Here is a 23676-nt window from a genome sequence, read left to right as displayed (position 1 = left end):
CGAATACTTATTGTTGAGTCTAGTGGCATCATTTAGAATGATAGTTGTACACCACCTTGAATTGATTTGTTGTTAGGATACACGCCGTTGTCTACGCCGCGTGTAAGCAAACTTTGTCCAGCCTGACTTGCTTCAGGATCGTATCCGGTATAGTTGGTAATTGTCCAGTAGTTTTGCGCCGATACATATATGCGCAAGGATTTTAATTTCAACTTGGATGTGATGCTTCCTGGAAAGCGATACCCGAAGGATACATTCTTAACGCGTAAATATGAAGCGTCTTCGATAAAGCGATCTGATAAAGTAATGGCTGGATCTTGATACGCAGCTTTAACATCTGTGTCTGTGAACCCGGGATCGCCTGCGCCACGCGTACCAGGAACACGGTAAGCATAGGCTGCAGCTTTTGCAGCGTTACCAGCACCGTTGTTCAATTCAAGTTGTGCACGATTAAAGTTATAAAGTGTTCCACCGACAGAAGCTTGAAGCAACACAGACAACTCAAAACCTTTATATGCAAAACGGTTCGTAAGGCCGATGTTTACACCGGGGTTATTTTTTACTACTACGCGATCGCCGGTTTGTGTAATCTTTCCATCACCATCCTGATCTTTGTATTTCTGCGCGCCGACGCCGTTAAACGCCTGCGGAGTAAGTGCACCTGCTCCTTCTTCTCCAGGTTGAATGAGACCATCAGTTTCATACACTAAAAAAGATCCCAAAGGTTGACCAACTTCAATCACCGATGGTTGACTTTGGTTTGGCAGAAATCTTGGTATTCCATTTCCGATATCGAGCACCTTGTTTCTATTTGCGGAGAACACGGCAATCGTTGACCATTCGAATGCACCAGTAAGATTCTGTGAATTGATGCTTAACTCAACACCACGATTTTCTACAGCGCCGAGATTCTGATAGATCGCAGAAATTTGTCCATTGCCGACGTTAGAACCTTCGGCCAAACCGGAGCTACCGGGTACTGATGCAAACAGTAGTAGGTCTGTTGTCTTTTTGTAATAGTAGTCGAACACTACATTTACGCGGTTGTTAAACAAACCCAGATCTGCGCCAACGTCCACTTGAAATGTCTTTTCCCAAGTGAGACCAGGATTTGCTACGTTGATCGGCGCAAGGCCAACAACAGGTTGGTTGTTAAAATTATAACGGAAACCAGCGAGCTGTGCAATTGATCGTTGTGTAGGTATTGATTGATTTCCTGTACTTCCTAAGCTTGCGCGAAGTTTAAGGAACGATACATTGCGCACATCTTGAAAAAAGTTTTCTTCATGAACATTCCAACCTACTGCTGCTGAAGGAAAGTATCCCCATTTATCATCTCCAAATTTCGATGAACCATCGGCGCGCAATGTAAGCGTGAGCAAATATCTTTCTTTATACCCATAGTTAGCGCGCGCGAGCCAAGATGCCAGTGACCACTGATCCCATGCTGATGATTGCGCTGCGACAGTTCCTAATCCTAAGCCGATATTATGGTACTCATAAAAATCACTTAGAAAATCGTTGGTTGCCGAAGTTTGTCCCTCTGATACGGAGCGTTGTGCTGTAAATCCAACAACCGTATTGAGTGCGTGATCGCCAATTGTTTTCTGATACGATAATGTATTTTCATTGAGCCAGTTTACCGTTTGAAGAGAACCTATGAACGCCTGACCTTTAAGCTGGCGACCTTCTTGCGTTGATTGTGGGAGATAACGATTCTGTTTATTCAACACGATGTCGGTTCCATACAATACTTTTGCTGTAAGCGCTTCGCTAATTTTATACTCACCAGAAACATTAGACAACAAACGATACGTATTCGTTTCGTTCACTTGATTGTACAATGAATTAATCGGATTCGCCAACGACTGATCTAGTCCGGAGATGATTAAGAATTCGCCGTTGTCTTTATATATTGGCACAGCGGCCGGTGATTGCAGCAAATTCGAAACGATAGCGTCTGGCGCAACGTTGGCTGTAGTGGCGCTCCCATTGATGTAAGCAAGTACTTTAAAACGGTCGTTGAAATCATGGTCAACATTGAAGCGGAAGGAATAACGCTTAAAGTCTGTGTTGACGATTACGCCTTCTTGGTTGAGGTAGTTTGCAGAGAGACCAATACGCGTTTTATCTGATCCAGTGAGAAATGATAAGGTATGACTCTGAATGGCAGCTTCGCGATACGCAGCATCTTGCCAATCTGTTCCTACGCCTGCTGTATCTAATGTATAACCACCGTCTTTAGCAGCTTTCAAAAATGCAAGGTTGTCGCTTTTTAATTTGGACACAGCGTTTGCATTGGTAGAAAGTGTATTAAACGCAGCATCTTTTCTAAGTTGCCACCACTCTCCCGCCGTTGCTAAAGACAAAGTCTTCACCACTTGTTGAACACCATAGAAAGCATCGTAATGAATTGCTGATTCATTTGCTTTTCCTTTTTTAGTCGTAATGATGATCACACCATTCGCACCGCGCGATCCGTAAATCGCCGTGGCAGAGGCATCTTTCAAAACATCGACCGATTCGATGTCGCTTGTTGCAATAGAAGAAAGTGGATTTATTTTTGGGCCATTGGTAATTCCGGCATCCGTTAGTGAGTAGTCGTTGTTAATTGGGAAACCATCGATAACATAGAGTGGATCACTGTTCGCCGTTACGGAATTGCTTCCTCGGATTTGAACACTCACACCACCGCCGGGTTGTCCTGAGGTTTGTGTTACAATCGCTCCTGCAACAGCACCTTGTAACACGCGCTCCACGGAAACCACTGGCTGATATTTCAATTCCGCAGGCAACGATGCCACCGATCCAGTAATATCTTTTCGCTTCTGCTCGCCATAACCTACAACAACTACCTCGTCCAATACATTATCATTGTTGAGTACAACTTCTAAAGATTCTTCAGAGAGTTCATACACATCTACTTCTTGAGACTTATATCCTGCAAGGCTCGTTACAAGCGTAACAGGAAGTTCTTTTGGTGGCTTGATATTAAATTGACCACCTACATCCGTAACGGCATAATTATTAGTTCCTTTAATGATTACTGTCGCGCCTGGCAGTGGATCACCACTGCCATCGGTCACGGTTCCTTTAATAAGATCCTGTGAGAAAGCACTCCACGATAAGATCAAGAATGCAAACAGGGGTAAAATTCTTTTCATGTTAGTACGAGTATTGTTGGGCTTTTAAATGAAGAAAGGTTAGTTCGCGCTTAGTTGCTTGAGTAATTTGTCACGCTCTTTTTTAAAACGCTGTTCATCTGGATTCAAAAATCCAAACGCATGAAGGCTATCTTGGCCGTTGTTGAGAATCCACTGTAGAAACTTTAATGCTTCAGGATTAGATTTCTTTTTAGCAATGGAGATATGGATGTACTCTACAGGTACATTTTTTACTTGTTCCGACTCTAATTTTGTGATCACATTTTCGAGACTTGAAAATATTTTTTCGTCTGATTGAACTTTACCATTATCATCGAGGTCGACAGGAAGAATGGTAAGCCCCGTTAGCGCGTTACGTGATTTAATATCATACACCAGCCCTAGCGTTGCATACGTGACTGCTGTCGTATCTTTCAAAACAGCTTTGATGAGATGTTCATCCGCACCAGCAATCGCCTTACCCTTGATATTGGTTTGTTCGAAGCCATAATATTTTGCTAACGTAATTGGTGCGCCTGCTTTTTGCAGACGTGTATACACGGTATAGGTCGAAGTAATCTTTCGTTCCTTTTTCTTGTCGGCAAATGCGTCTTGGAAATAAATCTGCTTGATTAACTCCCTTGTAAGTCCTTTCTCGCCAAACTCCTTTGCAAAAGCTGATTGTTGATTGGCTACCGGTAACAATGCATATCGACCGATGTAGATGAAGTCACGCGTTTCTTTAATAAGTGAATCAGGTTCATATGCTTCAATAAGCAGATCGTATTGCGACGGATCTGTTGTAGTGCGTGGTTCAATAACGATACTCGCTGAAGGATTTGCTTTTTTGTAAGCGTCGATCCAAGCATTCACCAGTGGATAACTAAAGCGTACACCTGTGACGACAACTTTAGAGGATGATTGCGCAGAGGCGGTGAATACGATAGCAACGGTAGAAAATATATGAATAGCTTTAACAATTAGTTTCATGTTGTAAGAATTTTAAATCGTGCTTGAGTACAAGTTTGCTGCGAATGTTCGCGATACAACTTGGTGGCTACGGGTGCACGCTTAGCAAAGCAATACCACCATATTGCTTCGATAAGACAATACACCTGAAAGCCATATGTGTTGCTGCAATCAAAAGATCACAACATTATTTGATTGATATGAAGGGGAACTAGAAACAACAACAGAAGTGATTCCCCATAAGGAAACCAACAAATACAGTCATGCTTTTTTGATTATCAGAAAGATGCTGCATACCAGACGCGACATGATAATGCTTCATGTTCATTTTGTTTTTACGTTCTAAAAAAAACTGGTGATACGGGCACCCTGTGGTGGGAGGTTGCCAGAAAATAATCGTGCATATCTTATCTACATGCAAAATCATTTCTTCAAGCAATCTGGTGGTGATTGACTTTTAATATCTACTATTTCTATAGACAAAAGAAGTATTGATTTGTTTCAAATGCAAGAATTCTGATAAAAAATTTTTTATCACAACTTCTCCAAGATGATCGACGCAATACTATAGTTATATATAACAATCAGCTCGCTTGATAAAAAAGTATTGATCACAGCGTGTCGTAAAAAGAAAAAAGCAACAACACGCGACGACGAACAAAACGAAGCGAGCATAAAAAAATTCCGAAGTAAACATGTAGAACAATTTCGCTTTTCAAATCTTTCACATACATTTGTCTACCATTTTAGTAGATAATCAAGCCACCACATGATAATCTACGTCATACATTATCGCTGATCAAAATGAAACGGTGGCTTATCGCTTTTGCACTTCCCCTTATTTGCTTTTCTACCTTTGCGCAATCAAGCATTGAAGGAACTATTATTGATAGCGTCGCACAACAACCTATTGCATTCTCTTCAATAGCGTTATATCAGGAAAGTGACGATAAGTTTATCAGTGGTACCGTCACTGATGAACGAGGTGCTTTTAAATTAGATAAACTCTCTACCGGAAAATACTATCTCTCTATATCCTTCCTCGGATACGAAACGCGACAAGTGCGTAACGTTAGCGTATTATCCAATGCAACCACGTTGATCAAAAATGTTACACTTTCACCAACAATAAAACTTCTCGACGCGGCCATTGTTGAAGGACAAAAGATAACATCCTACCATACGCTCGACAAACAGCATTATACTGCCTCTCAATTTCAAAATAGTCAAGGAGGAACAGCTACGGACGTGCTGAAAAATCTTCCGTCGATTGCTGTTAATAGTGAAGGAGAAATTACACTTCGTGGATCATCGAGCTTTGTCGTACTCTTAGATGGCAAGCCGGTGCAATCCGAGCCAAGCGTAATTCTTAATCAACTTCAAGCGAATAACATCGAGCGTGTAGAAGTGATCACCACACCATCTTCAAAATATGACCCTGATGGAAAATCAGGTATCATTAACATCATCACCAAAAAAGGCGCAACAGATGGTCAATATTGGCTCATCAATGCGCAGGCCGGATTTCCGAGCGTTCGAGATTACGGCAACGAGGATAAACCACTTCGCTTCGGCGGAGATGTTACTTTCAATTACAAAAAACAGAAATGGAACTTTTCATTAGCAGCGAATTACAAGCGTGATGATCTTGCCGGTTACCGCGACGGCGAGGCAACGACAACCCTTGGTGATATTCGCACCACCAATCCGTCGAGCGGTGAGCGCAGCTATGAGTCATACAGCTACGGACTAAAAACCGTTGTGAACTACGCGCTCAACGAAAGAAGTTTTATCGAAGCTGGTTTCTACGGTGGTAAGCGTTCTCAATTCCGAACCGCCAATATCTATTACGATCAAACGCGTACAAACATCACTACAGGGCAAGTCGCTAACGCGCTATCTTATTTCAATAAAAACTTGCGTGAACGAAAAGGCGACTTTCTTGTAGCAAGTCTCGACTATGGCTATTCGTTTCAGGATAAGAGCGCGTTGCTACTCTCGGCACTGTATGAAAAAACTATCCTCGGAGGTCCAACAAATAACGTAGACGTTGCTCCGAACAATGAACAGTTCGTTTATAATCGAGCCATCATAGAGGAGGAGAACCCATTGGACGGATATCGCATCAAAGCGGACTACACAAAAAAAATTACCGATAAATCAAAACTTGAAGCCGGATACCAATACCGGTATTTACTTCATTTGGGCGATTTCAGATACAACCAGTTCGACATAAATAACGGATGGGCTATTCGCAATGATCTCAGCAATGAAATCGAATTAAAACGCACGATACACGCGCTGTACTCACAATATTCACACGACGACCGAAAGTTTTCTTATCAGGCCGGCTTGCGTCTTGAATACGTGGACCGTGTGTTGACCGACGACGAAGAACACTATACGTTCGAAAGAGTCAACCTATTTCCATCGGCTAGCCTCCTCTACACCATTACCCAAGACTTAAAGTTAAAAGCTGGCTACAGTAAACGCATCAACCATACCACATCAAACATGATGAATCCATTTCCAGCAAGGAGACATTCAGAAGTTTTGGAAACTGGAGATCCAAACCTTCTACCAGAATATATTGATGTAAGCGAGCTGGGAATCATAAAAGACATTAACGATCATTCCCTCAGTCTCACAGCCTACCACCGCCACGTCAAGAATGTAATCAACCGTGTCAACGATATCTACAACGACACGATCCTTGTGCGCACGTTTACGAATGCTGGAAACGCCAACGCGTGGGGAGCCGAATTAAGCGTCGATATTAAGTTGACATCGTGGTGGACGATATTCGCGGGGACAAATGCATACAACTATAGCATCGACGGGAAATTATATAACAAAGACATCAGCCGTAATGGATTTAACTACGCCATAAATGGCAGCAGCACATTCAAGCTTCCGAGTGCCACAACGATACAGCTCGCAGTGAACTATACATCGGCTACCATTACCGCACAAGGTGAAGATTCTCGCTACCTGATTCCAAGTGTCACCGTTAAAAAAAATATTCTGAAAGGTTCGGGCGCATTAAGTCTTCAATGGCAAAACATTGACCTCGGAATGTTCGATACCAATGAGCAGCGTATCACAACGGTGGGTGAAAACTTTTACACCACAACAAATTACATTCAAGAAACGGACATCATCCGGCTCAATTTCAGCTACCAGTTCAATAAGCTAAATAAGAAAGTCAAATTCACGGAAAGCGAATTTGGCGAAAAGGAATTTTAAATCTCATCACCATGAAACGATACCTATTCACATCAATTCTCATCATCAGCATTGCTACGAGTCTGTTCGGGCAGAAACAACATGAAGGTCTTGTAAAAGTTAAAGGTACGAGACTTACTTATCCTCTCGTTAGGAAGTGGATTGCTGAATTCAATAAAGACTATCCGTCGATAAAAGTAACCATCGCACAACAATCTCCTGCCGACAGTATTGATTTAAACCTTGCGGCGTATAGTATTGTTGATGGCGACCTTGCCGAGCCAAAGGAATTTGTGAGCATCACGCGCTATGTACAATTACCCGTTGCTAATAACAAACGTGAAGGACTCGCCGCGTTACAAGCAAAAGGGTTCACAGCGTCCGATCTTAATGCATTGTATTTCTCAAGCGACAAACCGAATTTCTTGACAGCATCACAATCACCAATCACACTCTACACACGCGAAAGGCCAGCATGTGCTGCCATTACTTTCGCGAAGCATTATGGCAACGATCCAAAATCTATCCAAGGCGTCGGTGTAAAGGGTGATGATCAGGATTTAGCAAAGGCTGTGAAAGAAGACGTGAATGGTATTTCGTTCAACAACTTAGGATTTACATATGATGTAAACACCCGAAAAGTAACGGAAGGCCTAGCGGTCATTCCACTTGATCTCAACGAGAACGGGCATGTAGACAAAGATGAACAAGTTTATGAATCGCTTGATGAGCTCATCACTTTCATAGAAAAAACGAATCATCCAAAATTCGTAACCGAAAACGTGAATGCCGTGTTCGACAAAAGCAAACAAAACGACGCCGCTGGAATTTTCTTGCTATGGGTTCTCACGAAAGGCCAACAGTACAATCACGCGCTAGGCTTCCTTGGTGTTGAACAGAACATATTGAATACTCAGCGAAAAAAGGTCTCAGCAAATTTCAAGACAAGCAGCGCATCATGTACGTTAACGCCAACCACTGCAACAAAAAGAACCAAGAAGTCCAATTAGGTAAGTTGTTATATGAGAAACATTAAATTAATGCTGGGAGTCGCGATCTTGATCACGTTTGTATCGAGTCGTACCCCGATTGCTATACCCGAAAATATGGCGTTGGTTAAAGGCGGCACGCTGATCACAAACGATCCGATAACCAGAGCGGCAAAACAAGTTAAGCTCAAATCATTTTTTATTGATAAGAACCTTGTAACGGTTGCTGAGTTCGATGCATTTGTGCGCGCAACAAAATATACAACAGAAGCAGAACAGTTCGGAAGCGCGGCTATATTTAACAAGGAAACACAAGGTTGGGATTTGCTCGACGGCGCGAACTATCTCTACCCACAGGGCCGGAACAAACAGCGCGCACAAAATAATCATCCTGTCACACAAGTTTCGTGGAACGATGCGAAAGCCTATGCAAAGTGGAAAGGGAAAAGACTCCCTTCGCAATGGGAATGGGAACACGCAGCAAAAAATGCAGAGCAAACGTCGAAGCAATACACGTGGGGACAAAACCTCATCGTGAATGGAAAGTACAAGGCGAATACTTGGCAAGGAAGTTTTCCATTTTACAATACAGCTGAAGACGGCTATGAATATACATCACCCGTGGGTGCTTTCGGTGTAAACAAATTGGGCTTAAGCGACATGGGTGGAAATGTTTGGCAGTGGACCGAAGATAGTATTGAGCCAACGGGACGAGATAAAGAACTCGATCCTGCTACGCGACGCGTACTTCGTGGCGGTTCGTTCTTGTGTGACCCATTGGTGTGCCACGGCTTTACAGTGCAAGGAAGATCTTCCTCCACACCGGAGTCATCGTTGATGCACGCCGGTTTTCGATGCGCAAAAGATCTCTGAGTAAAAGCGCTTCCAAAAAATATAATTTCAAAAATAACATGACGAGAAAATTTCTTCTATTGATGTGCTGCGTCATTGCTAGCACAACGACATCGTTTTCACAAAAAACGACGAAGCCAAATATCATTTTAATTATGGTCGACGATATGGGCTACAGTGATATTGGTTCTTATGGATCAGAAATTAAGACACCTACGCTCGATAAACTTGCGGCAGAAGGAATTCGTTTCAAAGAATTTTATAACAACTCCATTTGCGCCCCAACACGCGCCTCTTTGATGACAGGACAATACCCTCACCGCGCTGGTATCGGATATTTTGATATTAACCTGGGGCTTCCACCCTATCAAGGTTATCTTAATAAAGAGTCGCTTACGCTGGCAGAAGTACTCAAACAAAATGGCTACAGCACGTTGATGTCAGGAAAATGGCATCTGGGAAAAGATAGTTTATGCTGGCCGAACCAACGTGGCTTCGACAAATTCTACGGCTTCATTCCTGGTGCAAGTAATTTCTTCGACATCGGTGATTACGGACAAGCTCCACCTGTAATCTTGGTGAAAAACAATCAGAAAGAAAAACTTAAACCTGGTGAATACCTCACCGATAAAATCACAGACAACGCGATTGGTTTTCTAAAGGAGCAGCAGAAAGAAAATAAACCGTTCTTCTTGTACGTTGCTTTTAACGCACCGCATTGGCCACTGCAAGCATTGCCTGAAGACATTGCAAAATACAAAGGTCGTTATGACATCGGGTGGGATTCACTCCGAGCAGAACGACTGAAGCGTCAAAAAGAACTTGGTATATTGAGTGATAATCAACACATCGCGGTGCGAGATAAAGACGTTCCGTTGTGGGCAAATCTTACATACGACCAAAAGCATCTCTGGAAAAGTAAGATGGAAGTTTATGCAGCAATGATCGATCGCGTGGATCAAAGTATCACGAGAATTTTGTCGACGTTAAAAGAGCTCAAAAAAGATGACAATACATTGATCGTCTTTATATCCGACAACGGCGCGCAAGGTGGTTTCTCGAATAGCAACCGGAAACCACAACGCAATACCGGCCCGATTGGAACACCGGGGTCGTACGACTACCAAGAACAGAACTGGGCATACGTATCGAATACGCCGCATCGTCAATACAAAAACAATATGCACGAAGGAGGCATCAGTTCGCCTTTCATCGCATGGTATCCGAAACTTATCAAAGCAGGAACAATCGTACAAGGCACGGCGCACTTAATCGACCTGGCGCCGACTTTCTATGCATTGGCAGGCGCTACTTATCCACAGAAATTTAACGGCATCACCACAAATAATCTTGTTGGAAAAAGTTTATTGCCTGTGCTCAACGGTACGGCTACTGTAACACCGCGTGAGGAGCCAATCTTTTGGGAGCGTGCTGGAAACAGGGCGGTTCGTAAAGGAAAATGGAAAATTGTGTCGACGTATCCAGCGTATGCTTGGGAATTATATGATTTAGAAACAGATCGTGGCGAAACAACTGATGTGGCCGGAAAATTTCCTGATGTTGTAAACGATCTCTCCGCGCAATACTTCAAGTGGGCAGAACGCACCGGCGTAGTCGACTACGAAAAAATTAAACCAACGCAACCGATGGTCATTCCTGGACAATAAACCTCAATACATACGCTACGTGCTTAAAATTTTTACATGTAGCGTATGTTCCCGATTATTTCCGATGAATCACGATTTCAACCCTTCGGTTCATTTGCCTTCCTAAAAACGTGGTATTGTCACCCACAGGCTTCGCACTACCGAACCCATCAAAGTCGACTCGTTCACTAGCCACACCGTTGTCGACAAAATAAATGGCAACGGATTCTGCGCGCTTCTCGGACAAACGCAAATTATATTGTTCAGTCCCTTGATTGTCGGCATGGCCGTAAATGCTCACTTTCAACGATGCATTTGCCTTTAAGTAATTCACAACAGAATCAAGGCGCGGATAACTTTCCTTTTTCAAGCGGTGATGATCGCGTTCAAATAAAATTGCATTGAGTGTTATAATACTGTCGCGCTTTACGGGCGGACTGACTGCAGCATTTTTTTGTTCGGGCGATGGCTGTGTCGGTACCGGAAGCCCAGCGATGATACTCGAATCTTTTTTTATTGTACGACGATCGTGATACGACGGAAGCCCGTGTGGATTTTTGTATCCTTTAAAGCGATGTTTCTTCTGACTCTTCACCCAAGCAGCTTTCTTGAGACATTTTCTATCGAAGCAGATAAATCGCGAAAAGAAATTATGCGTGGGCATTCCATATCCCTTCTTCTTCGTCAACGCAATACCCTCCGGAGAAAGATGTGAAACAGCGAGAGGTTTAGCGCAAGCAAAGAGGAGTAGACACAATGAAAGCCAGTAAAATTTCCGGAGGTTAAACACAACGCAAGATTTCATACAACATCGGGGTTAGTGCCTAATTCAACGCTATTTCTACGTAATTCATATGTTACCACGCTAAAAATTTTACGCGTTTTATACCGTCGTCATGAACGTGTGAAGTGGATAACACTTGACGACGTGACTTTTTTTATTATGTTTACATCGCTTTAGGGGTGTCCTGCTTACGTAGGACTGAGATAATACCCTTTGAACCTGATGCAGTTAGTACTGCCGAAGGGAAAAGTCGAGATGGTCATTTCTCTATGCCATTCCTAAAGCGCAACTATTTATGGAATGGAGATTACAATCAACAACACGCTAAAAATCTTCGAAGGCTACGATAGCCTGTCTGTTCAGCAATTGCTCAATTTGGAAATTCCAGAACGGCAAAAAGGTATTGCTCTTGCGATCAACAACACCGTGATCCCTCGCAGCGAATGGCAACATCATCGCATTCAACGGCAAGATAAAATCATCATCATCAAAGCAACACAAGGCGGATAGTAGACGCTAAACACACCGATCATGAAAAAGGAAATGACCACTACAAATCATACCATTACCACAACCCCATTTACCAATTCGAAAAAGGTATTTGTCGAAGGTAAGCTGCACCCAATCAAAGTCGCTATGCGCGAGATCAGTCTCTCGCAAAGTAAATTGTATAATGGCAAAATCGAGCACAACCCTCCTGTTACAGTATATGATACGAGCGGACCCTACACCGACGAAAATTATATCGTTGATGTTAAGAAAGGACTGCCGCGTCTGCGGGAAGCATGGATCACCGAGCGTAACGATGTAGAGCGCTTAGAAAATATATCATCATCGTATGGGCAAGAACGCCTTCGTGATGAAGAACTCAATCATTTAAGATTCGAACATCTTCACACGCCTTACCGCGCGAAAGCAGGCGCTAATGTATCTCAGCTTCACTACGCAAAAAAAGGTATCGTTACGGCAGAAATGGAATACATCGCCATCCGCGAAAACCAGCGATTAGAATTATTACCGACGCTACTCAATGGATCTTACCAATCGCTATCACAACAGCATCCTGGAAATAGTTTTGGCGCGAATACACCGAAGAAATTTATTACACCGGAGTTTGTTCGTGATGAAATTGCTGCTGGTCGCGCCATCATCCCCGCGAATATCAATCACCCCGAGTGCGAGCCGATGATTATCGGAAGAAATTTTCTGGTAAAGATTAACGCAAACATTGGTAATAGCGCGGTAACGTCAAGTATCGAAGAAGAAGTTGAAAAAGCGGTGTGGGCATGCCGCTGGGGTGCCGATACGATTATGGACCTTTCAACGGGAAAAAATATTCACGAGACCCGAGAATGGATTATTCGAAATTCGCCAGTACCCATCGGCACGGTTCCGATTTATCAAGCACTCGAAAAAGTAAATGGAAAGGCCGAGGATTTAACGTGGGAAATTTTCAGAGATACATTGATTGAACAAGCAGAGCAAGGCGTTTCGTATTTCACCATTCACGCGGGCGTATTGCTTCGCTATATTCCTCTAACAGCTACACGCGTTACCGGCATTGTATCCCGTGGTGGTTCTATCATGGCAAAGTGGTGTCTCGCGCATCACAAGGAAAATTTCTTATACACGCACTTTGAAGAAATCTGTGAGATCATGAAAGCCTATGATGTTTCATTCTCATTGGGGGATGGTCTACGTCCAGGGTCAATCGCCGACGCCAATGACGCAGCGCAATTTTCAGAACTTGAAACATTGGGCGAACTCACGAAGATTGCTTGGAAGCACGACATCCAAGTAATGATCGAAGGGCCTGGGCACGTACCCATGCATCTCATTAAGGAGAACATGGAAAAGCAACTCGAGCATTGCCACGAAGCGCCATTCTATACACTTGGGCCGCTTACTACGGATATCGCGCCTGGATATGATCATATTACATCGGCGATTGGCGCGGCAATGATTGGATGGTTCGGAACAGCAATGCTTTGCTACGTAACACCGAAAGAACATTTAGGGCTACCGAACAAAAAAGACGTTAAAGACGGTGTGATTACCTATAAAATTGCAGCACATGCGGCAGATCTTGCAAAAGGCCACCCTGGCGCGCAATATCGCGACAACTGTTTGAGCAAAGCGCGCTTTGAGTTTCGTTGGGAAGACCAATTTAATCTTTCGCTTGATCCTGATACAGCGCGTGAATTCCATGACGAAACACTTCCCGCCGATGGTGCAAAAGTGGCGCACTTCTGCTCGATGTGCGGACCAAAATTCTGCTCCATGAAAATCTCTCAAGAAGTACGCGAGTATGCTGAAGAAGGAATGAAAGAACGTTCACAAGCATTTGCTGAGCAAGGACGACAGATTTACTCTTGATGAAGCTGATCGTCATTTCAAATCCAACAAGCATTCCAAATGAAGTAGCAATCATCAATGCATTGTTGGACGAAGGATTGGAAATTTTTCACGTTCGAAAGCCAGGATTGAATATGAAAGACACCATCGATTTTCTGCTGGGTATTAAAACGGAGCACCGTGAAAAACTCGTCATGCACGACCATCATTCTATCGCTAGTAAAATTGGCACAAAGCGTATTCATTTTTCAGGCGAAAAAAGAATGTATACACCCGAGCATGATCTTAAGCAATGGCGTTCAAAAAACTATACGTTGTCGACGTCAGTGCACAGCGTTGAGGAATACAGCGAATTATCGCCACATTTTCATTACACGTTCCTCGGACCTGTTTTTGAAAGTATTTCCAAACCGGGATACAAACCAATGCATGCATTTGATCTTCCTGAAAAACGTAACACGCAAATCTTCGCTATCGGTGGAATCACTCCTGACAAGTTGAATGATGCGGCGCTCTCGAAGTTCGACGGCGCAACACTACTCGGCACGATTTGGCAAGATCCCGACAATGCTATCAAAACATTTCAACATGCAAGACGCACGTAATTATGTGATGACTGTCGCAGGACTCGATCCGTCGGGAGGTGCAGGTATACTTGCAGACATCAAAACCTTCGAGCAACACCGCGTCTATGGACTTTCTGTTTGCACCGCTTCTACGCTACAAACAGCGGATACATTCCACGCTATTCGTTGGACACCGTTACACGAGGTACTCCGTGACATCGACACATTAATGGAAGCGTATCCCATTAATGTTGTGAAGACCGGCATCGTACCTTCATTTCAATATCTCTCTGAGATCATTCATTTAATCAAGAAAAAAAATCCAACCGCAAAAATTGTTGTCGATCCTGTCTTACGTTCCAGCACGGGATTCACGTTCGTTACCCCGGGTGAGAAAACAAAACTTGAAAAATTATTGCGTCTGGTTTACCTGCTTACACCGAACGCTCATGAAGTTCAAGTGCTTACCGAAGATGTTGATAGTATCCGAGGCGCACAGCAACTTTCTCGTTATTGCAACGTGCTTTTAAAGGGCGGTCATCTCGATGACGCTCATCACTTCGTTGACCATCTCTTTATCAAAGGTGAAGCGCATGCGATAACAGGATCAAACAAAAAAACATCTGCAAAACATGGATCGGGATGTGTTCTTTCTGCCGCCATCGCAGCCAATCTCACGCGCGGTTTATCGTTGGCGCAATCATGCTTTGAAGGGAAAGCATACACCGAAAAATTCCTCAGCAGTAACACATCTTTACTAGGATATCACTATGCTTAATCGCTTACAATACATATCTCAAGGTGTATCGTCGCACGAACAAATCGACAACATACGCCATGCGCTCGACGCCGGTTGCCAATGGATCCAATTGCGTTTCAAAAACACGAGTGAAGAAGTACTGCAAACCACGGCTGCACAAGTGAAGCGGCACTGCGAACAATATGCAGCGACATTCATTCTGAACGACGATCCGAAACTTGCCATGGAAGTCGACGCTGATGGTGTACATCTTGGATTGACGGATATGCCGATAGAACAGGCACGCAATATTATTGGTAGTCATAAAATTATCGGCGGCACTGCGAACACTTTGCAAGACGTCTTCAAGCGCGCGCACGAAAAATGTGATTATGTTGGTGTTGGTCCTTATCGCTTCACTTCGACAAAAGAGAAGTTAAGTCCAATCCTCGGTCTATCGGGATATCAGGCGATCATGCATTCGATGCAGGTTCATGATATCCAAATGCCTGTCTATGCCATCGGTGGAATTCTCGCAGATGATCTTGAAGAACTGATGCGCTGCGGTGTATATGGTATTGCCGTGTCAGGTATGATCACAAAACATCAAAACAAATTAGAACTTATTCAACTTTTGAATCAAAGATTATATGCAACCACTTAGCATTGCCGGAAAGGAATTTCACTCCCGTTTATTTCTGGGCACAGGAAAATTTGGTTCACTCACCCAAATGCGCGACGCTGTTCTCGCCAGCGGAAGTGAGCTTGTTACGGTCGCACTAAAACGTATGGACTTGGAAACAGATACTGACGGTATGGTTGTTTCATTGCAACATCCCGGTATCAATCTTTTGCCAAATACTTCCGGTGCACGGAATGCCAAAGAGGCTGTGTTCGCAGCGCAACTCGCACGCGAAGCGTTGGAAACAAATTGGTTGAAGTTGGAAATACATCCTGATCCGAAATATTTACTGCCGGATGCACGCGAAACTTTGAAGGCCACCGAAGAGCTCGCGAAACTCGGCTTTGTTGTTCTTCCGTACATTCATGCTGACCCTGTGCTTTGCAAACAACTTGAAGATGCTGGTACAGCCGCCGTGATGCCACTCGGATCACCGATCGGAAGTAATAAAGGATTAAAAACCGCCGACTTCTTAGAAATTATAATCGAACAAAGTAAAGTACCCGTTGTGATCGATGCCGGTATTGGAACACCGTCGCATGCTGCTGCTGCAATGGAAATGGGCGCCGACGCTGTTCTCGTAAATACTGCTATCGCCGTTGCCGGTGACCCTGTAGCCATGGCGCGTGCGTTTAGCCTGTCCGTTGAGGCGGGGCGAATCGCCTATGAAGCCAAGTTGGCAACACCAATTAAACATGCCGTAGCGTCTAGTCCTCTAACAGCATTTCTTCATGACTAGTTTTATCGACATCTTTCATACATACGGCTGGAAGGATATTCAACACTCCATTGCCACGAAAACGCATGCCGATGTTGAACGTGCGTTATATGCCAGTCATAGAACGTTAGAAGATTTTAAAGCGCTCATCTCCCCTGCTGCGTTGCCATACCTGGAGACGATGGCGCAAATGAGTCAACAGCTAACACAGAAAAGATTCGGTAAAACGATTCAACTGTTCGCGCCCATGTATCTGAGCAATGAGTGTAACAATATTTGTACTTACTGCGGGTTTAGTTTCGATAACCGTGTTAAAAGGAAAACGCTCACCGAAAGTGAAATACGACAAGAAATTGACGTGATTCTGAACAATGGATTCAAACACATCCTTTTGGTAACGGGCGAATCTGATGCGCACGTGAACATCGACTACTTCAAGAAGGCAATAGCTGCGATCAAGCAATCATTTGCAAACATCTCCATTGAATTTCAACCACTCTCTACCGCCGAATATCAAACGCTACATGATGCTGGCGTTCACTCCGTTTTGGTGTACCAGGAAACATATCATCAAGACGTTTACAAAACCTATCATCCCAAAGGAAGAAAATCCAATTTTAATTATCGTCTTGAGACCCCCGATCGCATAGGTCAAGCCGGTATGCACAAGATCGGTCTTGGTGTGTTGTTGGGACTGGAAGATTGGCGCACGGAATCTTTCTTTTGCGCGCTTCATCTGGATTATCTTCAACGCACCTATTGGCAAACCAAATATTCGATATCATTTCCGCGTATGCGTCCTGCCGAAGGAATTATCGAGCCCAATGTAATCGTAACGGACCACGACCTAGTACAAATGATTTGCGCCTATAGACTCTTCTGTGAAGACGTAGAACTTTCCATTTCGACGCGAGAGTCAGAGAAACTTCGGAACAACATCATTCCTCTCGGCATCACCAGCATGAGTGCGGGCTCCAAGACAAATCCTGGTGGATATGCCGTAGAACCAACATCATTGGAGCAATTTGAAATCAGCGATGAACGTTCATCGAAAGAGATTGCCGCGTTGATAGCGCGTTCAGGGTATGAGCCGCTTTGGAAAGACTGGGATCTAAGCTTTGCGCGCTAGCAGATGTCGCCCAAGAAATCGCGCCCTGAATTTTCCGGTATGCGAAATCTGATGTAACTTTAACATGTGTCCGTCTACCCTATTCTACAGCCGAAACCAGTAGTACCTCGTCGCTTCTGGCAGCAGGTATACATCGCGAATGTATTGTCTGTATTATTTTGCTTTTTGACACTCTTCCTTCTCACGGTTCTGTTGAAAGATTTCGGCTGGTCGCCAACGTCACCATTCATCATCGGCATTGCAACGCTTTTTATCCTGATCATTTTTATCAATCAACAGGGATTCCATAAGATTGGGCGGCTTGTGTTTTGTATCGCGCCTGTGCTCATCACGATGTTCCTTACGGTTTACATGAAAATCGTCCAGCCACAGTCGTATATCACCTACTTCGACAGCCGCTATATTTTGCTTGCGAGTACAATTCTCCCTGCAATCGTATTTCGACTTGAGGAGAAGAGCAGTATGATCGTATCCATCAGCACCATCGCGATTTGCTTGTTGCTATTCGACCTCATTCATGAAGTATTTGGTGTCGGTTACTACCAGAAAGGATTTGAGCTTAAATCATATAATTTCATAAGCTACGTTGTCGGTATTTCTTTCATGATTTTAATCAGCGGAATTTTTGTACTTCGGTCTGTGACGGAGCGAGCAGAACGCCAACTACTCGAACAGAACGAATCGCTCACGCTCCAACAGCAAGAAGTAAAACGTCAACATGAAGAACTGCTACTTCAACGCGAGGAGTTAATGCTGAGCAGTGAGCACCTCGAAGCGGCGAACCGTTTGATCCAACGACAGAAATTAGACCTCGAACGGTACGCAAGTAACTTAGAACACTCTGTCCAAACCACATCAAACGAACTTTCAAAAACAAATGAGGCGCTGGTAAAACGCAACAACGATTTGATGCAGTTCTCTTACACCTTGTCTCATAACTTACGCGGCCCCGTGGCACGTCTTCTAGGACTGACAAATCTTGCAAAGCGCACACCTGAATATGGCGACATTAATGAGCTCATTGCCAAGAGTGCACAAGATCTCGATGAAGTACTCAAAGATCTTGGCCAAATTCTAGACATGGGCACCGAGATCTATGCGGTGAAGGAAAATGTATCGCTCATGCATGAATGGAATCGCGCGATGCGGCTCTTGGCTGACAAAATCAGTGACGACTCAACAATCAATGTTCATTTTGAAGACGCCGACACAATCTGGGGTGTAAAGGCAATGGTGCAAAGTATTTTTTACAATCTGCTTAGCAATGCGCTAAAGTATAAGTCACCAGAAAGGCACTTGTTCATTCAAGTGAAATCACTCGCAAAAACGAACGCCACAATCATCGAATTTTCCGACAACGGCATTGGCATCGATCTGGAAAATTATGGAAAAGACGTCTTCAAACTTTATAAGAGATTTCACGCTGCCACACATGGGAAAGGTGTAGGACTATATCTAGTCAAGATGCAAGTAGAGTCAATGAATGGAAGCATATCCGTACAAAGTAAAGTTAACGTGGGCACTGTCTTTAGAATGACCTTTTTCAAAGGGTAACCGGTAGCAACAACCCTTTTGCGTCATGCATCTTCGCGGTTAAAAAACGTTTTTAAAAAAAACAACTAAGTAAAAGAGTCTCTGTTACTAATATGTTTTTTTCACCGCAGAGGCAGACGCAACGGCCCGCAGCGTGAATGCTTAAATTCTCAATTAGTGTTTATATTGCGATTCATGAAGCACTCCGTATGCATGCTCATATTCCCTCAACTCACGGCGCTGGACTTCGTCGGGCCATATGAAGTATTTGCAAAAGCTGGATGTTTTGACCTTTACATCACGTCGGCAGTGACCGGAAATATCGAAGCTGAAGGCGGACTAGTACTGGAGGCAAAATATGATTTTCAAACATGCCCACCATGCGATATTCTTTTTGTTCCGGGAGGTCGCGGTATTACATCACTCCTGGCCAACCATCACTATATTTCCTTTATCAAAAAACAAACTGCTAACGCGAAGTACATCACATCGGTTTGCACGGGGTCTTTGCTGCTAGCAGTAGCCGGTACGTTGCGTGGTTTCAAGGCAACAACCCATTGGCGATCATTACCGCTATTACAGCTACTTGGAATAGAAACGGAAGATGCTCGAGTCGTGGTAGACAGAAATAGAATCACTGGCGCCGGTGTGACATCAGGCATTGATTTCGGACTACAGCTAACCGCCTTGATTGTCGGGACTGACGTCGCACGCACAACTCAACTCATGCTTGAATATGATCCACAACCTCCATTTCAAGACGGTTCACCAAAATCCGCAGCGCCAGCCATAACACACTATGTAGAAGTGAAATCGCAGGAACTTTTTAACGCGCGAAAACATATTATAAAAACGATAATTGATTCCGATATACCATGAACAAACGCTACACACACCTCCTCATCTTCATCATACTTGCTTTCACTACGACATGTACGACAAAAAAAGAAGAATGGCGGTCACTCTTAACGAAAGACATGCAGGGATGGGAAAACTATTTGAGCTTTAGACATCAGCTTGGATACAACGGCGAAGCTCCAAAAGATTCGGCAGGAAATGCAATTCAACCCATTGGTTACAACAAAGACACCTTAAATATATTTTCAACGACGGAAGAGCACGGTGAAACTGTACTGCGCATCAGTGGAGAAATCTACGGATGCATTTTCACAAAAGAAGAGTTTGAGAATTACCACCTCAAATTAAAATTCAAATGGGGAAATCTAAAGTCTGATCCTAGAAAAGACGAGTATATGGACTCTGGCGTACTCTATCATTCGCAAGGAGAAAGCGGCGTTGACTACTGGCGCTCATGGATGCTTTCGCAGGAATTTCAAATCATCGAAAAGGGTAACGGAGACTTCTGGCCGATTAGCACCTCAATAGTCGATATCTCTGTGGCTGATACAACCGCCGATACATTGCAATACAAAGCTGGTGGTATTCCAACTTCATTCGGTCACGGAACAGGTGGTCGCATACATTGCTTGCGCGGAAAAAATACGGAGAAACCCAATGGTGAATGGAATACATTAGAACTGATCTGTTTTGGCGATAAAGCAATCTATATCATTAACGATGAAGTAGTGAATGCCATCAGCAACTCGCGTTACTTTGACGGTACCACAGCGAAGCCACTTACAAAAGGAAAACTGCAGCTACAGAGTGAAGCTGCTGAAATTTTCTTCAAAGAAATTCAAATCAAAAACATCACAAAGATCCCCGAAGATTACACGAACGTTTTTTGATTGATTTGAACTAAAATAAGTTCAACTGAAACTGATTCTTGACGGCCTTTACTTTCCTAACCGGTTTCATCTTCACTAGGCTTTCGTAGGTGATCACTGGTTCGGAAAGTATTGGCGGAATTAAGTCGACGGAACTGCTGATATGATAAACAGCCGTTTCTTCAAAACGAGATGCAATGATCACTTGCGTATCACCCGCCATCGATTTAAATAAATTCTCTACCAATGTCGGCGTGTTGTTGTCGTGCGACAAATGCGATAGTAAGAGGTGACTCATGAACGGCGAACGATGTTCTACAAAGAGACGAAATGCTTCGCTGTTAGAGATGTGGCCTTTGCCACCACGAATTCTATTTTTTAACCCGTAAGAATACGGACCATTCTCTAACATTTCAGCGTCGTAATTTGACTCCAAGAATACCGCGTGACAATTTTGGAAATTATGAACTACATGCGGGCAAACACGACCGATGTCCGTCATTACACCTACGCGAACATTCCCACACGACACCACAAAGCTATGCGGATCGATTGCATCGTGTAATTTTGGAAACGCTGTAATCGCCAAGTTGCCAATCACTACCGGTTCATACGGTTGAAAAGAACGAATGAGATGTGGCGATATAAAAATATGGCTTTGATGTAACGTCCGAGGCGTGATATATACTGGCAAACGATATTTTTTTACGAGTACGCGTACGCCTTGAATGTGATCAGCGTGTTCGTGCGTAATAAAAATCGCCTTGATTTTGTTAATATCAAGTTCGAGTCTCTTCAATCTTTTCTCTGTTTCCCGACAGCTAATTCCTGCGTCGATGAGCACGGCTTCGTCTTCATTGCCAACATAGTAGCAATTACCATTACTGCCGGAGTTCAGTGACGTGATAAAAAGAGACATTCCCCAAATTAACGAGGACATTTCGATAGTATCGTCATAATCCACATAAAAATTACCGTGTTCTTTGAACAGTCGCTTGGCATACTTAAAGTATTACAAGAACCAGGCTACAAGAAACGTCTGTAACGACTTTTATTATCTAATAAAGTATCCTTCTTTTATCTTAGCGTAGAGATTGATTGCGCTGAAATTGCGCCGTTGAGTCTCCAGAAGATTGCTCTTTTCCTTCTAATATCTAATAACGAATACGACACGCATGCAAGAAAAAAGGATGCTCACCAACGAAGACGGCGAACTAACCGCGACCACCTGGATGTGCGACGACATCAAGTTGGGGCATGGCATTACGCGCTGGAACACGTTCGGAAGCTTCGATGCAAGCAATCAAAATGACGTTGTGCGTTTACACTTTGGTTTAAAAGGTGATTACACTTTCACCTACCATCAGCTTGGAAAGAAGTACGATCTCATTGGCGGGCATCACAACATCATGTATTCAAAAGGCTTCGACATGACTGTCGAAAATAAAACGTTAGAAATAGAAACCTTTGGCGTACAATTCCCGAAAGAGACATTCATTCAGTTCACCCAAAATTCAAACGATCTCCTCAAGCGCTTTACCGAACAACTTATACAAGAGCAATCGGTGATCCTTAGTGATCATTGGGGAGTGATCGACGCAAGCATTGAACAAGTGATCTTACAGGTTATCCACTCGCGGTATACGGGCGATCTTCAAAAACTTTTTCTACTGTCAAAAAGCATTGAACTTCTGGTGCTCTCAGCTGAAGCATGCAGTAAGGCTGCGACGCAAAAAGAAACGATCATCAAAAGCAAAACCGACAAAGAGAAAATCATCGCGGTGCGCGATCTCATCAATGATCGTGTTACATCGCCGCCTAATCTTTCTGAGATTGCAAAGACCGTGGGCTTGAATGAATACAAACTCAAGCGTGGCTTCAAAGAGACATTCAACAATACAATTTTCGGATACTTAACAGAGCAACGGCTCAACCTTGCCCACCAATACCTTCTTAATACTGATAAAACGGCCGCAGAGATCTCTACCGAGCTGGGTTACGCCACGCCGCAGCATTTTAACAATGCTTTTAAAAAGAAATTCGGAATCACTCCTGTTTTGGTTAGAAAGACTTCTTAAAACGCAATCGCTCAAAACCGGCGTTTGTTACTTTTGACTATCATTTATTAAACAAAATATCAACAATATGAGCCACTCCTTAATTGTTAAAAATACGATACGCATCAACGCACCAACTTCACGTGTTTGGGAGGTACTGACGAAGCCAGAGGAAACAAAGAAATACATGTTCGGTTGTGAAGCGCTAAGCGACTGGAAGATCGGAAGCCCGCTAATTTGGAAAGGCGTGTTTGATGGAAAAGAATTGGTCGCCGTAACAGGAAAGGTAGTCGAAATCGATCCTCAAAACTTTTTAGCTTATACCACATTCGATCCAAACATGGGATGGGAAGATGTTCCTGAAAACTACACGACGGTAACGTATAGTCTTGTTCCGGAAAATGGCGGGACATTATTCACTGTTACGCAGGGTGATTTTGCAAACATCATCGATGGTGAACGTCGCTACAAAGATGTATACAACAACGGCGACGGATGGAATCCAATCCTCGTCGAAATCAAAAAGGTAGCGGAAACGAATTGACGTTTTGAAAGTTGGGCG

At 43.6% G+C, this 23676-nt stretch carries 20 protein-coding genes and 1 riboswitch; of the genes, 16 read left to right on the top strand and 4 right to left on the bottom strand.

What is annotated here, in order from left to right; translation table 11 throughout:
• Positions 1-32: 32 nt before the first annotated feature.
• Entirely contained in the window at positions 33-3164 is a 3132-nt protein-coding gene (locus DQQ10_RS20715; RefSeq protein WP_112748835.1) for a SusC/RagA family TonB-linked outer membrane protein, read from the bottom strand.
• A 39-nt stretch (positions 3165-3203) separates the two neighbouring features.
• Positions 3204-4133 carry a hypothetical protein gene (locus tag DQQ10_RS20710; protein ID WP_112748834.1) on the bottom strand — a complete coding sequence of 310 codons (930 nt, stop codon included), beginning with the start codon at positions 4131-4133 and terminating at the stop codon, positions 3204-3206.
• Between the two features lie 783 nt (positions 4134-4916).
• On the opposite strand from DQQ10_RS20710, the gene DQQ10_RS20705 reads away from it, so the two are divergent.
• From DQQ10_RS20705 to DQQ10_RS20690, 4 genes are read left to right on the top strand one after another with little or no spacing between them, the layout of a single operon-like run.
• Positions 4917-7358: an outer membrane beta-barrel family protein gene (locus DQQ10_RS20705; protein ID WP_112748833.1), complete on the top strand. Its 2442-nt coding sequence runs from the start codon at positions 4917-4919 to the stop codon at positions 7356-7358.
• An 11-nt stretch (positions 7359-7369) separates the two neighbouring features.
• On the top strand, positions 7370-8347 hold the full coding sequence (locus DQQ10_RS20700; RefSeq protein WP_112748832.1) for a type 2 periplasmic-binding domain-containing protein: 978 nt from the start codon (positions 7370-7372) through the stop codon (positions 8345-8347).
• A gap of 12 nt (positions 8348-8359) precedes the next feature.
• A complete protein-coding gene (locus DQQ10_RS20695; RefSeq protein WP_112748831.1) occupies positions 8360-9199 on the top strand; it encodes a formylglycine-generating enzyme family protein in 840 nt (279 codons plus the stop codon).
• 38 nt (positions 9200-9237) lie between these two features.
• Positions 9238-10845, top strand: a complete 1608-nt coding sequence (locus tag DQQ10_RS20690; protein ID WP_112748949.1) for an arylsulfatase — start codon at positions 9238-9240, stop codon at positions 10843-10845.
• 55 nt (positions 10846-10900) lie between these two features.
• Here the strand turns inward: DQQ10_RS20690 and DQQ10_RS20685 are convergent, their stop codons facing one another.
• Complete coding sequence (locus DQQ10_RS20685) at positions 10901-11629, bottom strand: OmpA family protein (protein ID WP_112748830.1); 729 nt, start codon at positions 11627-11629, stop codon at positions 10901-10903.
• 144 nt (positions 11630-11773) lie between these two features.
• Positions 11774-11871, top strand: a riboswitch (TPP riboswitch).
• A gap of 37 nt (positions 11872-11908) precedes the next feature.
• Here DQQ10_RS20685 and thiS point away from each other — a divergent pair.
• The 10 genes from thiS to DQQ10_RS20635 all read left to right on the top strand — a co-directional run bounded on the left by thiS (position 11909) and on the right by DQQ10_RS20635 (position 21078).
• On the top strand, positions 11909-12118 hold the full coding sequence (gene thiS / locus DQQ10_RS20680; protein ID WP_112748829.1) for a sulfur carrier protein ThiS: 210 nt from the start codon (positions 11909-11911) through the stop codon (positions 12116-12118).
• 21 nt (positions 12119-12139) lie between these two features.
• Positions 12140-13984 carry a phosphomethylpyrimidine synthase ThiC gene (gene thiC, locus DQQ10_RS20675; RefSeq protein WP_221409764.1) on the top strand — a complete coding sequence of 615 codons (1845 nt, stop codon included), beginning with the start codon at positions 12140-12142 and terminating at the stop codon, positions 13982-13984.
• Complete coding sequence (locus DQQ10_RS20670) at positions 13984-14568, top strand: thiamine phosphate synthase (protein WP_112748827.1); 585 nt, start codon at positions 13984-13986, stop codon at positions 14566-14568. Before thiC ends, DQQ10_RS20670 begins: the two co-directional genes overlap by 1 nt.
• The gene (locus DQQ10_RS20665) at positions 14552-15307 is read left to right on the top strand and encodes a hydroxymethylpyrimidine/phosphomethylpyrimidine kinase (RefSeq protein ID WP_112748826.1); all 756 of its coding nucleotides are present in this window, start codon (positions 14552-14554) and stop codon (positions 15305-15307) included. The genes DQQ10_RS20670 and DQQ10_RS20665 overlap by 17 nt, the downstream gene beginning before the upstream one ends.
• Positions 15300-15932, top strand: a complete 633-nt coding sequence (locus DQQ10_RS20660; RefSeq protein ID WP_112748825.1) for a thiamine phosphate synthase — start codon at positions 15300-15302, stop codon at positions 15930-15932. The genes DQQ10_RS20665 and DQQ10_RS20660 overlap by 8 nt, the downstream gene beginning before the upstream one ends.
• The gene (locus DQQ10_RS20655; RefSeq protein WP_112748824.1) at positions 15919-16689 is read left to right on the top strand and encodes a thiazole synthase; all 771 of its coding nucleotides are present in this window, start codon (positions 15919-15921) and stop codon (positions 16687-16689) included. Before DQQ10_RS20660 ends, DQQ10_RS20655 begins: the two co-directional genes overlap by 14 nt.
• Positions 16682-17797 (top strand): 2-iminoacetate synthase ThiH, encoded by a 1116-nt coding sequence (thiH, locus tag DQQ10_RS20650; RefSeq protein ID WP_112748823.1) that lies wholly within the window; start codon positions 16682-16684, stop codon positions 17795-17797. Before DQQ10_RS20655 ends, thiH begins: the two co-directional genes overlap by 8 nt.
• 66 nt (positions 17798-17863) lie before the next feature.
• Positions 17864-19351 (top strand): sensor histidine kinase, encoded by a 1488-nt coding sequence (locus tag DQQ10_RS20645; RefSeq protein WP_133259711.1) that lies wholly within the window; start codon positions 17864-17866, stop codon positions 19349-19351.
• A gap of 174 nt (positions 19352-19525) precedes the next feature.
• The gene (locus tag DQQ10_RS20640; RefSeq protein WP_112748821.1) at positions 19526-20209 is read left to right on the top strand and encodes a DJ-1/PfpI family protein; all 684 of its coding nucleotides are present in this window, start codon (positions 19526-19528) and stop codon (positions 20207-20209) included.
• Positions 20206-21078, top strand: a complete 873-nt coding sequence (locus tag DQQ10_RS20635) for a 3-keto-disaccharide hydrolase (RefSeq protein WP_112748820.1) — start codon at positions 20206-20208, stop codon at positions 21076-21078. The genes DQQ10_RS20640 and DQQ10_RS20635 overlap by 4 nt, the downstream gene beginning before the upstream one ends.
• A gap of 10 nt (positions 21079-21088) precedes the next feature.
• Here DQQ10_RS20635 and DQQ10_RS20630 read toward each other — a convergent pair whose 3' ends face one another.
• Positions 21089-21976: an MBL fold metallo-hydrolase gene (locus DQQ10_RS20630; RefSeq protein WP_112748948.1), complete on the bottom strand. Its 888-nt coding sequence runs from the start codon at positions 21974-21976 to the stop codon at positions 21089-21091.
• A gap of 256 nt (positions 21977-22232) precedes the next feature.
• Here DQQ10_RS20630 and DQQ10_RS20625 point away from each other — a divergent pair, with 256 nt between their 5' ends.
• Positions 22233-23135, top strand: a complete 903-nt coding sequence (locus DQQ10_RS20625; RefSeq protein WP_112748819.1) for a helix-turn-helix domain-containing protein — start codon at positions 22233-22235, stop codon at positions 23133-23135.
• Positions 23136-23202: 67 nt separating this feature from the next.
• Complete coding sequence (locus DQQ10_RS20620; protein ID WP_112748818.1) at positions 23203-23658, top strand: SRPBCC domain-containing protein; 456 nt, start codon at positions 23203-23205, stop codon at positions 23656-23658.
• Positions 23659-23676 lie beyond the last annotated feature (18 nt).

Source organism: Pseudochryseolinea flava (genome assembly GCF_003286915.1).
GTDB classification, from domain to species: Bacteria; Bacteroidota; Bacteroidia; order Cytophagales; family Cyclobacteriaceae; genus Ohtaekwangia; species Ohtaekwangia flava.
The sequence above is the reverse complement of the archived record's forward strand: the minus strand, read 5'-3'. Positions and strand labels throughout refer to the sequence as shown.